The sequence below is a fragment of the Pseudomonas sp. B414 genome, assembly GCF_055408445.1.
The window spans coordinates 1-12,845 of record NZ_JBUZTQ010000058.1 but is presented as its reverse complement, the minus strand read 5'-3'; the positions used below and the strand labels follow the sequence as shown (position 1 = coordinate 12,845).

Below are 12,845 nucleotides of genomic sequence, written 5' to 3'. Positions count from 1 at the left end.
ATGATCGCGCGCTCTTCAACGCTGAGTTCGGAATAGGACATAGGGGCAGCACCGTACCGGAAAGGTCAGGTGTTGCACTCAGTTTTCGCGGCCGCCCTGTTTAACCTGTTCTTCGGTCAGCGAATCAAAGAGCAAGCCATCAATTTTGATAACTTGGACTAACGCGCTTTCCTTGGTCATTACCGTCTGATCATCGTAGTGATAGTCATACGGCACCATTGCGCTGACTTCCAACTCCAGCAGATCCTCTTCGGATCCTGCTGGCTGTTGAACGCCTAGCGACAAGTCAAGATTGCGCGTCAATTTCCTAAGCGCTTTATCAACGAGGCGCATAACTCCGATACCCCCACAAGTTCCTATTCCGAGAGGCCCGTAAACGAAATGCAGATTGCAAGACACCAAATAAATAAACGTCTTTGCTGCAAATGTAATACGAAATTCCAAACAGAAGTGGTATTGCCCCAACCGGCCATAACGAGCGAATTACCAATGCTGTTATTAGCGGTCCAAAGATGCTGATAAGAATGCTCGATAGCGTGAAGGCGCCGACCATAGATGGTCGAGCCATCGCTAAGACAAGCACCTCACCCTCATCGGGTGCGTGCTCGACCGCACTCATTGCAGTGAGGTTGCAGCGCCGGATTTGATCTCGGCGACGATGTTCGGTGCGAAGAACACCAGGAACACACCGGCGACAGTCCAACCGAAGGTGGACCACTCGACACGGCCCGACTTAGCCCGGAAGCCCTGCACCACAATGGCCAGGATGCCCAGGTAGTAACCGATATCGAAGATGAGGAAGCTAACAATGTCTTTCAGCAGGTTCTTGACCGAACTGAAGTCCATCGCCGCGTTGGCAAATTCAGGGAGAAGGCTCAGGGAGAACAGCGACCCGATGACGACGATCTTTTCTGCCTTGGCAGTCCAGTCTTTGCGCATCAGGGCCGCATGGTTCATTCCGTGTTTCGGGGTGACGATATTGCGAAGGGTTGTTACCGTGTTGCTTTGTTGAAGCTTGGTTACCCAGGATTGTTTGTTAATGGTTTCTGACTTACGGAAATTCGATTTTCCTGTTTCGAGTTGCATACCGTTGCCTCTTCATAGTCATGACGGGGAATCCCCGTACGTTATGGTTATTGCTTTGTGCGGATTGTTAGGACAGGTCTCTTTTATAAAGTCGATAGCAGTATCGGCATTTTTAAAAAGTCTGGTCTTCCCTAACGCTGTAACAACCGAAAACACTTGCCCTGTTGACGGACTTTCGATGATGAGTTCCCACTTCCGAACATTATCCAAGTACCGCTCTTGTAGATGAACTCGGTAATCCGGTTGGGCGTTGGTGAAAACCACCAGGTCTTTTTTATCTAGGGATTGCATCATGTCCTCTGAATAGCTCAGCGCTAAAAACAGAGGGGATACTGTAGCCCCTGACATTTTTCTTCTAGATCCCACCTCGCATTTTCTTCCTCTTTAGCGTTTTGTTTAACGTTTTATGCATTTCGTTACTCAATATATTCTTTTCATTTTATGAAATCAACATTTCATGTTGCGTTTTTTGGATTCCGAAAAGGATGGGGACGAACGAATGCCCCAGGAATAAACCTGCGTACTGATGGGTAGCGATAAGTGATTGAGACATAAGGCGTTTCACGATCTATCCCTTGAGGCCTGGCGGCTTCATGTCGTGTATGAGGTAAGGCAAGAGGGCATAGCCTTCCACGCGGGTGTGACAGCGGGGATGGGATTTTTCTCAACTATTTGAAAAAAAGCTGATGACCGGTATTGAGCTGAGTTGAACGAATGTTCGACGTGAGGAGGGGCAAAGGTCGCGAAGTCGAGCAGCCGTGAAATGAATTCTCGCGTGCGAGAACGCGACGCGGTGTCGTGTATTTATCGCATGCGAGAAAAATACAAAGTAAACCCTATTTTGGGGTTGACCAAAGGGTTTACCATATGCAAACTTGAATCACGGTCCACTATCGGACAAGTCGGAGATCATGATGAAGATCACAACTGTAGCGAATCAAAAGGGCGGCGTAGGGAAGACCACCCTAGAGATTCACCTGGCAGCATGCGCGGCAGAGGATGGTAAGCGTGTCCTGGTCGTAGACCTTGATGAAGGCGACCTATCGCAGTTTTTTCCCCAAACAGAGGATGGCGATAATACGCCTTATCTAATGTCCAGCCAGTTGTTCAATGGCGAGCATGAAGGGCGTCAGCCACGCCAGGTCGGTCCCAACATCTGGTTGATCGAAGCTGACGTAGCACTGCTCGACGTGGACGATATGGATCTAGACGTAATCCACGCTCTACGGCCTGCACTGGAACGATTTTCTGACGATTTTGATCTCTGCATGATCGACACCCCACCGAACTTGCAACGTCGCATGGTTGCGGCCCTGACGGCCTCCCATGCCGTGGTGGCCCCGTTCAATATCAGCGCCTTTACCCTTGCTCGACTCCCAAAATTGATGAACACCATCGAAACTGTGCAAGACAGGTACAACCCTGATCTGCGCTTTTTGGGCTATTTGCCGAACTTGGTGAACAGCCGTTCGCCCGAGGAAATAGACGCCCTCCCCGGACTTCGCGAGAGCTACGGTGATGCCATGTTCGCGGAGCAGATCATCTACCGGCCTTGTATCAACAAATCGCTGGCCGCTGGTAATCCGGTCTGGTGGAAGGCCCGCAGCGGCAGTCAGCGTGAAGCGGGCCGGGAAATGAAACGGGCTTGTAAGGCCGTTCTCGATAAAGTTTGGGCTGAATGAGGGCCATGTCATGACAACGAAGAAACCCAACGCATTCGGGGGTGCAGTCAAAAAGCTTTCTGACTTTCAGAAGCAAAAAACGGCAGTTCTGGAAGGTGAACGCATCATCAAGGTCAACCCCGACGAGGTTGAGTGCAAGCCGCAAATCCGAGGCAAGGACAACCCAGGCTTCACACAAGAATCTCTGATTGAACTGGGCGACGACATTGAACAGAACGGACAGGCAGAGGCTGCCGTCCTACGGCCCCACCCAAACCCTGGAAGCGGGTTCAAATACCTAATGGTCGCGGGTGAGCGACGGTTGCGGTCTTGCGCACTCAAAGGCCTTTTGCTTGAAGCAGTAGTGCGCGACCTCACAGACGCCCAGGCCAAACGGATTCAACGTTCTGAGAATGTCCAACGCGAAGGACTTCTGCAAATCGAAATAGCCCTGTCCCTGAAAGCCGACAAGGAAGAATTAGGCACCCTGCAGGCAGTTGCTGCCGAATGGAAAAAGAGCATCAGTTGGGTGGCTGAACGCTTGTCCTATCTGGATGCCATCGAAGCCGGGGGAGCTACCAGCACAGCAGTACAGAACGGAATAACCGCTGACGTATCAGTGGTAAACGACCTAGCGCGCCTTGAACGTCTCGACCCCGCTGCAGCCGCCAATGTGGTACAGCGTGCCGAAGCTGATCCTGACCTGAACGTTCGCAACGAAGTACGCACGGAACTCAAAACAACCAAGGCGCTCAGGATAGGCGGGGGCAAAGCCAAACCCAAGACACCAGGCAAAGCGACAGAACTCGATTTGTTGAAAGAACAGGTTGCCCTCCTGACTGAGCAGGTAAATACCTTGAAGTCTGAAAAGGTGTATCTCTCTGAGGAACTGGAGAAAGCACGGCAACAAATCGCCGACCAGTGGAAGCCTGCAGAATGACTACCCGCCTCACTGACCAGGATCTACGAATACCACCCGAAGACTTCGAGCGTATCCGCAGTAACTCAAAGATGCATAGCCGCAGCCTTGACGTGGCTTTTGAAATCCTCGTTGAGGGCAAAAAGCTTGTAGCAGTGGCCAATGCTCACGGACTGACGAAACAGCGCGCTTTAGCCATAAGGGACAAAATCTACTCAGCCTATCTACTCCAGGCTCCCGAAGGCTGGAGCTATGCGCAGATCTGCGCCCCCGAGGAAATGATCAATCGTTTCGTCAAAGAGGCCGACACGGAGCGATTGAGGTATTGGCAGAGTAAATCCACAACAAAGAAGGACAAGGACGCATGATTCGGTAAAGCGACTATCGAGCAATCTCAAAACTGCTGAAACCGCTATCGGGGATGGCAGCACAGAAGCTTGAGCATTGACTGTGGGACTGTTTCTTTAGGGCATACATGAATTGAGACAGTCAGAGGCAAACCGGGCAGGGCTTTACTTAGATTAGTGATACGTTCAATTTGATACACTCTTAAATGAACACTCAAAATGATACGAAGGAGTAGAGCCCGTCATGTTCATCCGTTCTTACCTGCGAGCATCGACCATCGAGCAGGACGCTAACCGAGCCAATGACGCGTTGGAACAATTTGCAGCTGACCATGGCCAGGTTGTTGCCAGTACATACACAGAAAATGCCAGCGGCACCGAAGCGAACAGGCCAGAACTTCTTCGCTTGCTCAAGGATGCGCGCAAAGGCGACGTGCTCCTGGTTGAAAGCATCGACCGGCTGTCACGGATGGAAGATTCTGATTGGCGGATGCTCAAAACGACCATCGACTCAAAAGGACTTCGCATCGTCGCGCTGGATCTGCCCACCAGTCACCTGGCGTTAAGAGTCACCCAAGGCGACGAGTTCACCAGTCGCATGCTTGGAGCAATCAATAACATGATGATCGAAATGATGGCGGCTATTGCTCGTAAGGACTATCAACAACGCCGCGAACGGCAAGCCCAGGGAATCGCCAAAGCCAAAAGCTCCGGGGCGTATAAGGGCCGCCCCATTGATTCCGATCTGCACAAGCGTGTACGTGAACTGCTTGCTGCAAATTTGGGGATTAGAGCAACTGCCCGTCACGCTGGTTGTTCAACCACGACCGTTCTCAAAATCCGTGACCAGGTTCAACAGCTCAGTTAATTGAGCCGGTCGGAAGTGACTGACTAGCGGAGGCGAAGCCGTAGTCTGTCAGGCGCTTACGAGTGGCCGCCGCCGGCAGGCGACTTTGACTTATCAACCCCAAGGTTAACAGCGTGGCAGAGGACGACAGTTAGAGATCATAAGAGGCAGGACTTCTGACCCCTTGATTTACGGGGCCTCCAGAGCAGTAGATAGCTCAGCCTATGAGCGAACCTTCGGTCATCATCTGTGAACCAACCTCGCTCATAGACCGTGATCTAACCTAGCTCACGTTATGAGCTACCCCTCGCTCATCGGTGTTCGATAGCAAACATCCTTGAGCTACCCGTAGCTCACAACATGAGCTACCCCTAGCTCATTTTTTGCGCGATATCCGACAAGTCTGTCAGATAGCGAACAAATTTGATCTACCAATAGAGCACAGCGTGAGCTACCCTTCGCTCATTCTTGCTCGCTATCTGACAAGTTTGAGAGATAGCAAACATCACTTTTGGACGATCTGACAGGAGGGTCGATGTCTGAGGAAATCCGCAATCTACACCAACCCGCGCCACGCGGGACTTGGGTTCAGACAGAGCGTGCTGGACACGAAGCATGGGCGCAACTGATTGCGCACGCTCCACGTGCGGCCCAGCTGCTGCACATACTCGTGGCCAACATGGATAAGAGCGGTGCCCTGATTGCCAGCCAAGCTACTTTGGCCAAGCTGATGGAAACTTCTACAGCAACGACAAAGCGAGCGTTGTCGGTACTGATCGAGCAGGCTTGGATTCAGACAATCCGGCTGGGGAGTGATCGAGGCGGAGCGCTGGCCTACGTGGTGAACAGCAGGATCGCTTGGGCGGATAGCCGCGAAAATATCCGCTTCGCACGGTTCAATGCGCGTGTGCTTGTGTCGTCCGAAGATCAAAGTGACCTGGGCAGCGGCAAACTGTTGAAAGCACCGGTCATGGCACCAGGTGATTTGCAGTTGCCAGCTGGTGATGGTCTGGCCCCGCCAGTTCAAGAAACGTTCGAAAGCATGCTGCCAGACTTGCCGTCGATCTCCGACAATTCAGAAGCCTGAAACGACGAAACCCGCAGCACGGCTGTTGGCGCTGATTGAAAACTGACCCACCCTGCCGATTGAAAATTGACCCAGGACGGATTGCTGATTTCTGTCCCAGCAATTGTGGATAAGCTTAGCAGCAGTGGGCCGATTCAAGACGCATCAACCCCCACCGCATGTAGGCATGCAGCAGGGTATTTATGGTGCGGATCAAAATGGCTCATCGTCCTCGACATCATCTCCGTCCTTGCGCTTTCGTTCCCGTGACTTGATCTTTGTCTGGGCGGCCAAGGTGCTGTGTTGTAGGCGGTAGGACTCGTTGCCCGTTTCGACGATGTGGCAGTGATGTGTCAGCCGATCCAACAACGCGGTGGTCATCTTGGCGTCGCCAAACACACTCGACCATTCCGAGAAGCTGAGGTTGGTGGTGATGACCACGCTGGTGTGTTCGTACAGTTTGGACAGCAGGTGAAATAACAGGGCACCGCCGCTTTGGCTAAAGGGCAAATATCCCAGCTCATCCAGTATCACCAGGTCTGTGCGAAGCAGTCCCTGGGCGATTCGCCCTGCCTTGCCATCGTACTTCTCACGCTCCAGCAGATTCACCAGATCCACCGTGGAAAAGAAGCGCACGCGTTTGTTGTGGGCCGTGATTCCGGATACAGCCAAGGCACTGGCCAGGTGTGTTTTCCCGGTTCCAGGGCCGCCAATGAACACGACATTCTGCGCCGTTTCAGTGAACGCTAAGCTGGATAGATCGCTGACCAGCCGGGCATCAGCGCTGGAAGCGCTGAAGTCAAAGCCAGCTAAGTCACGGTGCATGGGGAGTTTTGCCATGTTCATCTGATGATTCACCGAGCGCACCGCGCGATCCGCATGTTCCTGCTGAAGCAGATGTTCCAGCAGCCATTTCGATGAAGCCGTCGACGCTGTTCCTTGAGAGACCAGTTCTTCCCAAGCACTGGCCATGCCGTGCAGGCGAAGTTCTTTGAGTTCAGTCATTAGGTCACGCATTGCGATTCTCCTCATCGGTCGCACGGAGCCGGTCGTAGCGTGCTGTATTGGCAACAGGCGCGACCTTGAGTTGCAGGCTGGTTTCTACACTGGGAGGTAGTGCGGTGGAGGTCAGGCGGGCAAGGACATTGAGGATGTGATCGGCGCTCAGACTTCCCGATTCAAGTACCAGCTCCACCGCCACCAGCACAGGTTCGAGCCCCGCAATTGGCACAGCAGCCAGTACCTGCATCATGATTCGATCACCGTTGGTGTGACGCCTCAGTCCTCGTTTGAGAAGCCGTAACGGTTTTGGCAGATCAGCAAATGGCGCACCGTTGCGCAATGCACCAGGCTTGCGTTCGATGAGTGGGATGTAGTGCTGCCAGTCAAAACTGACCTGATCTCGATCAAAGAGGCGCTCGTGACTGGCGATCACCGTTTCGTCAGCAATGACCACGATCCGCGAAGGGTACAAACGGCTACTGACCCACTGGCCGACGCGCTCACATGGCACTGAATAGCGATTTCGCGCCACGCTGATCAGGCAGGTGCTGGAGACCCGCACGGTACGCTCGACGTAGCCATCAAATGCCGTCGGCATTGGCATCATTTCGACCTGCTCCAGCTCTAAGACCTCGGCCACCGTCAGCCCGTTGTACTGCGGATGCACCAGTTCGCTCCAGAGCGACCGACAACGTTGGCCGAGCCAGACATTCAGTTCCTCGAAGGTGTGAAACATACAGTTTTGAGCATCGAGCCAGATTCGCCTCCGGCTGTCCTGAACGTTCTTTTCGACGATGCCTTTTTCCCAGCCAGAGGCCACGTTGCAGAAGTCCGGATCGAACAGATAGTGCGCGCACATCACGGAAAACCGGGCGTTGACCGTGCGCCCTTTGCCTTTGTTGACCTTGTCGACAGCCGTTTTCATGTTGTCGTAGATGCCGCGACGCGGCACACCACCCAACGCTCCAAACGAACGGGTGTGGGCATCAAACAGCATCTCGTGGCCTTGGCTGGGGTACGCAACTAACCAGAATGCGCGGCTGGCACACAGCTTCATGTGGGAGACCTGGATACGTCGAAAAAGACCACCGATCAGCAGACCTTCTTCGCTCCAGTCAAATTGAAAGGCCTCACCGAGCGCAAACGTCAGCGGTACAAAAGCGCGTAAAGACTTGCCTTGCTCGCCTCGCCAAGAGCGCACAAACGCCGTGAGCTGGCTGTAACCGCCGTCATAACCCTCGGCTTTGATCTGCTCAAAAAGTGCTTTGGCGCTCCTGCGGTTGTGTTTTGGCCGGAACGAATCGGCCTTGAGCGCCTGCTCCAGGGTCTCGTGAAAAGGGCTGAGCTTATTGAAGGTTGCGCACCGTTGGTACGCTGGCTGAATGGCTTCGGGCGCTCTGACCCATTTTCGGATGGTGTTTCTCGACAGCCCGGTACGCTTGGCTATCTGATGCAGCGAGAGCTTGTCGCGGAAGTACATCCGCCGGATTTTTCCCAACATTTCCATGCTGATCACCCTGTGTTCTCCTGCTCGAAAAGTGAGCAGAAGCAGTTGAACACCTGGGTCAGTTTTCAGTCGGCAGAAGAGCCTCTACTGGGTCAGTTTTCGGTCAGCGGCAACACTATTGCCCCCCTCCTGGTCACTCCGAATGCAAATAACTGGTCAAGAATGCAGCCGGCTGGTCAATAACGGCGCCAATGGGTGGTCAAGTTGCGCAATGGTTTTATCGAGTCGGATGCCTGGGAAGAGGGCTCTGAACGGTGCTAGTCGGGCTTACGTTGGTTTTTGGTTCCATTGCTCCCCAAACCCCAATCTTCCGGCCTTGTTGAGCGCTGGCACCACTCTCATGTCTTCGATGAGGGTAATCCGCTGGCCGAAAGAAATACCCGCTGGGCCGTGTTTCTGACAGCAGCGATGATGCTTGTCGAGATAGTCGGCGGCTGGTTGTACAATTCGATGGCGCTCTTGGCCGATGGCTGGCACATGAGCTCACACGCTTTGGCTCTCGGCCTATCGGTGCTGGCTTATTCAGCAGCCCGGCGCTTCGCCCACGATGCGCGATTCGCCTTTGGCACATGGAAGATCGAGGTGCTGGGCGGCTACACCAGTGCAATCTTCCTCATTGGTGTTGCCGGGTTAATGCTCTACCAGTCGGTTGAGCGGCTGATCTCACCGACACCGATCCACTACGATCAAACCATCGCGATTGCTGGGGTCGGTCTGCTGGTCAACCTTGCCTGTGCGTGGCTACTTAAGGATGGCCATGCCCACCACCACGAACACGGCCATCACCATGAGCATGGCGGTCATGACCATCATCACGACCTAAATCTGCGTTCCGCCTATTTGCACGTAGTGGCCGACGCCGCGACGTCGGTGCTCGCCATCCTGGCGCTGATAGGGGGTAAATTCTGGGGCGCGAGTTGGCTCGACCCGGTGATGGGGATCGTCGGCGCCGGGCTGGTCGCGATCTGGGCCTCTGGATTGCTGCGTGACACCGGGCGCGTACTGCTCGATGCCGAGATGGATGTCCCGGTGATCGCGGAAATCCGGGAGGTCATCGAGGCCAGCCCCATCCGGGCTACCATCACCGACCTACACGTCTGGCGTGTGGGCAAGGGGAAGTACGCCTGCATCCTTTCGCTCGCCGTCATGGATGCCGCCGAGCCGGATTACATCCGGCAACAGCTGAGTATTCATGAAGAGCTGGTGCATATCACAGTCGAGGTGAACCAGCGTAGATGGCAAGTAAGCGCGTGACGCGCTGACAGGCAGCACGCTCAGTTCTTCGGGGGCTGGGCGCGGGTGACCGCGTCTGGCTACCCAACAAACGAACGCTAAGCCGACTTGGCTTAGTGCATTTCCTGTTCCGCTGCTCTCTTCATGGCTTTGGGGAGCAGTGGAACCAAAACCCAACCTAGGCCGTTGCGAGCGTCCAGTTGAAGTAGGGGTAATGCCGAGATAAAGGGAAATTCACTCATTTTGCTCGGTAATTACTGGTCAAAATTGAAAACTCCAGAGGCAACGCCAACTGTAGGGTCGGATTAGCCGAGATCTTGGCCAGCCTTCAGGAAAACTTATAAGTTACACGATCCCTTATAAATCAATTACTTGCATTGTAAATGCCCTATTTTTTGCCTTATCTCGGCATGACCCCTTATTCGCACTGGCAGGGGGGACTTCAACCGAAGTCACCAGTGTCAGATAATGGTTGCAGCTGAGAACCATGGCTTAGCGTACCAACATCTCAGTGCTCTGTGATTTCCCTTTATTTCGCATGACCCGTTAGTCACGCCTTATGGCATAATGCCATTATTGCTTATGGAGACTCATCTTGCGCTCGAACCTGCCTGTCACAACCGTTGAACAAATATTTCCAGTCCAGCAGCGATTGATCTCTGCTACGGATACGAATGGGAATATTTCCTATGTGAATGACGAGTTTATGAGAATAAGTGGCTATTCTCGTGAAGAGTTGTTGGGCAGTCCGCACAATTTGGTTCGTCATCCCGACATGCCTCCAGCTGTTTTCGGGCTGATGTGGGGCTATCTGAAGGCTGGCAAAAGCTGGATGGGTATCATCAAGAATCGCTGCAAGAATGGTGACTTCTATTGGGTCAGTGCGTATGTGACACCTATTCTCGAAGATGGCCGCTTAACAGGCTACGAGTCCGTTAGAGTCAAGCCGACTCGGGAGCAAATTGATCGCGCACAAAAGCTGTATGACCGGTTGCGTGCAGGTAAAAATTCCATTCCCCAAAATCGTCATTATGCGGCATTCATGAGGAGGATGGTCTTACCTGCAACTGCGGCTGCGTTGGCAATAGGTGCGGCTAGCGTGCTGCCAAGCCTGGCAGCACAAGCGGTAACTGCCGTGCTCTTTCTCGTTACAGGATGGTGGTCCTATACGCGGCTGGAACATCAGTTGAGTCATATCATGAAATGCGCCCCTGACGCTTTTTCAGATCCGATTAGCGCCATCACTTACAGCGATATGTATGGCCCTTCAGCGCAGTTGGAAATGATATTGATTAGTGAGGATGCACGCCTTAAAACCGCACTGACTCGGCTAAGCGATCTGGCCAGCCAAGTGGCTGAAGCCGCTGCGCATTCCTCCTTACTCTCGAACCAAACTGAAAATGCCTTGCTGGAGCAGCGAGCGGAAACGGACATGACGGCAGCCGCCATGACGGAGATGGCGGCCTCAATCAACGAAGTGGCAGGGCATGTTCAAAAAACCGCCATGGAAGCGCAAGCAGCAAATGAACTGGCTGAACAAGGTGATAAAGTCGCCGGTACTTCCCGTGAGGCCATTCAGTTGCTGGCCAGTACCGTCACAAATATCAGCACTGCTGTGGATTACCTTGCCAATGAAACCCAGCAAATTATGGCTGCTGCGGGGGTGATTCAAGCCATTGCTGATCAAACCAACCTACTCGCTCTCAACGCTGCAATTGAAGCGGCTAGGGCTGGTGAGCAGGGTCGAGGTTTTGCGGTAGTAGCTGATGAAGTCCGGGCCTTGGCTGCTAAAACCCGCGTATCGACTCAACAAATTCAAAACGTCATTGAAACCCTTAAAAAAGGCGCAGATGAGGCTGTGAGCATTGCCAAACTCGGTATTCGCGAGGCCGACCACGGTGTACAGCAAGTTATAGAGGCGCAGTGTGCTCTCCAAGGCATTCGCGATGCTGTTGAACGGATCAGTGGTATGAGCCAGCAAATGGCAGCCGCTTCAGAAGAGCAGGCTAGTGTCGCTGAAGATATTGCTCGGCAGATTAATAACGTAGCGGGAACGGTTGAGAGAACAGCGAAGAATGCTAACTCCGCCGTGATTCGTGGCCGGGAACTTGAAAGTACATCCCGTGGTTTAAACTCGTTGGTTGAACGGTTCAACAGGTAGTGACCTTATAATTATTTTGGTGAACTAGGTTTATATATGAGTGCAAGATACCGTGCAGCGGTGGATGCGGCAGCTATTTTCTCGGAAACCGATAAATCCGGAATAATCACCTATGTCAATGAACAGTTCTGTGATATTTCTGGCTATAGCGCACAGGAGTTGATTGGGCAAAACCACCGCATACTAAACTCAGGGCAGCATCCCCCTGAGTTCTTTATTGATATGTGGAAAAAAGTTTCACGTGGGCAGGTATGGAAAGGTGAAATTTGCAACCGTAAAAAGGATGGCAGCCTGTATTGGGTAGAGAGCACCATTGTACCCATGTACGATGATGCCAGCCAGCGGGTGCAGAAATACGTTTCCATTCGTTTCGATGTGACCGAAAAGCGGAAGTTTCTGGAAACCTTGCAATGGCAGGCTGAGCACGACGAGCTGACGGGTCTTCCAAATCGTTTTTTGCTGTCCAAAGCGCTTGATCAGGCTATTGTCAAAGCAAAGAGCCAGCCCAGCACGGTTGCCGTGGGCGTGCTTGATCTCGATGGGTTTAAGCAGATTAACGACCGCTATGGCCACGAGATAGGTGATCGTCTGTTAGTGGCGGTGGCTGATCGCCTGAAACATAGTATGCGTATCGAAGATACCGTAGCCCGTTTGGGAGGCGATGAGTTCGTGCTGATTTTGGGTGGGCGGGATCCCAAGGTGTTGGAAAGCGCCCTGCGGAGGCTTTTAGCTGCCCTTTCCGCCGTCTACATCATCGATGGCATAGGCATTAATATTTCCGCCAGTATCGGTGTGACGCTCTATCCAAACGATAATGAGAATGCCGATACACTGCTACGTCATGCCGATCAGGCTATGTATAAGGCCAAACAAAGTGGCCGTAACCGTTTCCATTTGTTTGATGTATCAAAAGATAAGATGGGCGGCCGCGAAAACTGAGTGCAACACCTGACCTTTCCGGTACGGTGCTGCCCCTATGTCCTATTCCGAACTCAGCGTTGAAGAGCGCGCGATCA

12 protein-coding genes and 2 pseudogenes are annotated in these 12,845 nt (G+C 53.0%); 9 read left to right on the top strand and 5 right to left on the bottom strand.

What is annotated here, in order from left to right:
* Positions 1–78: 78 nt before the first annotated feature.
* The 3 genes from ACZRMH_RS25205 to ACZRMH_RS25195 are packed head-to-tail and all read right to left on the bottom strand — an operon-like array spanning position 79 to position 1,086.
* The gene (locus ACZRMH_RS25205; RefSeq protein WP_464015742.1) at positions 79–333 is read right to left on the bottom strand and encodes a hypothetical protein; all 255 of its coding nucleotides are present in this window, start codon (positions 331–333) and stop codon (positions 79–81) included.
* Positions 320–619, bottom strand: coding sequence for a VirB3 family type IV secretion system protein (locus ACZRMH_RS25200; protein WP_082149917.1), 300 nt, complete (start codon positions 617–619; stop codon positions 320–322). The genes ACZRMH_RS25205 and ACZRMH_RS25200 overlap by 14 nt, the downstream gene beginning before the upstream one ends.
* Positions 616–1,086, bottom strand: coding sequence for a TrbC/VirB2 family protein (locus ACZRMH_RS25195; RefSeq protein ID WP_053070065.1), 471 nt, complete (start codon positions 1,084–1,086; stop codon positions 616–618). Before ACZRMH_RS25195 ends, ACZRMH_RS25200 begins: the two co-directional genes overlap by 4 nt.
* 914 nt (positions 1,087–2,000) lie before the next feature.
* On the opposite strand from ACZRMH_RS25195, the gene ACZRMH_RS25190 reads away from it, so the two are divergent.
* From ACZRMH_RS25190 to ACZRMH_RS25170, 5 genes are all read left to right on the top strand, one after another.
* On the top strand, positions 2,001–2,768 hold the full coding sequence (locus tag ACZRMH_RS25190; RefSeq protein WP_048377563.1) for a ParA family protein: 768 nt from the start codon (positions 2,001–2,003) through the stop codon (positions 2,766–2,768).
* Between the two features lie 10 nt (positions 2,769–2,778).
* A complete protein-coding gene (locus ACZRMH_RS25185; protein ID WP_048377564.1) occupies positions 2,779–3,687 on the top strand; it encodes a ParB/RepB/Spo0J family partition protein in 909 nt (302 codons plus the stop codon).
* Positions 3,684–4,034, top strand: coding sequence for a TrfB-related DNA-binding protein (locus ACZRMH_RS25180; RefSeq protein WP_048377565.1), 351 nt, complete (start codon positions 3,684–3,686; stop codon positions 4,032–4,034). Before ACZRMH_RS25185 ends, ACZRMH_RS25180 begins: the two co-directional genes overlap by 4 nt.
* Positions 4,035–4,257: 223 nt before the next feature.
* Positions 4,258–4,881, top strand: coding sequence for a recombinase family protein (locus ACZRMH_RS25175; RefSeq protein ID WP_048377566.1), 624 nt, complete (start codon positions 4,258–4,260; stop codon positions 4,879–4,881).
* Between the two features lie 514 nt (positions 4,882–5,395).
* A complete protein-coding gene (locus ACZRMH_RS25170) occupies positions 5,396–5,947 on the top strand; it encodes a helix-turn-helix domain-containing protein (RefSeq protein ID WP_032901689.1) in 552 nt (183 codons plus the stop codon).
* A gap of 192 nt (positions 5,948–6,139) precedes the next feature.
* Here the strand turns inward: ACZRMH_RS25170 and istB are convergent, their stop codons facing one another.
* The gene (istB, locus tag ACZRMH_RS25165; protein WP_029241171.1) at positions 6,140–6,943 is read right to left on the bottom strand and encodes an IS21-like element ISPsy20 family helper ATPase IstB; all 804 of its coding nucleotides are present in this window, start codon (positions 6,941–6,943) and stop codon (positions 6,140–6,142) included.
* The gene (istA, locus tag ACZRMH_RS25160) at positions 6,936–8,435 is read right to left on the bottom strand and encodes an IS21 family transposase (protein ID WP_102619021.1); all 1,500 of its coding nucleotides are present in this window, start codon (positions 8,433–8,435) and stop codon (positions 6,936–6,938) included. Before istA ends, istB begins: the two co-directional genes overlap by 8 nt.
* A 288-nt stretch (positions 8,436–8,723) precedes the next feature.
* Between istA and dmeF the strand changes: the two genes are divergently transcribed.
* The 4 genes and pseudogenes from dmeF to ACZRMH_RS25140 all read left to right on the top strand — a co-directional run.
* On the top strand, positions 8,724–9,689 hold the full coding sequence (gene dmeF / locus ACZRMH_RS25155) for a CDF family Co(II)/Ni(II) efflux transporter DmeF (RefSeq protein ID WP_169883453.1): 966 nt from the start codon (positions 8,724–8,726) through the stop codon (positions 9,687–9,689).
* Between the two features lie 685 nt (positions 9,690–10,374).
* Positions 10,375–10,542, top strand: a pseudogene (locus ACZRMH_RS25150) (PAS domain-containing protein); the annotation flags it as partial.
* Positions 10,543–10,710: 168 nt separating this feature from the next.
* The gene (locus tag ACZRMH_RS25145) at positions 10,711–11,829 is read left to right on the top strand and encodes a methyl-accepting chemotaxis protein (protein WP_400632334.1); all 1,119 of its coding nucleotides are present in this window, start codon (positions 10,711–10,713) and stop codon (positions 11,827–11,829) included.
* A gap of 36 nt (positions 11,830–11,865) precedes the next feature.
* Positions 11,866–12,747: pseudogene (locus ACZRMH_RS25140) on the top strand (diguanylate cyclase domain-containing protein); the annotation flags it as partial.
* Positions 12,748–12,845: the final 98 nt, after the last annotated feature.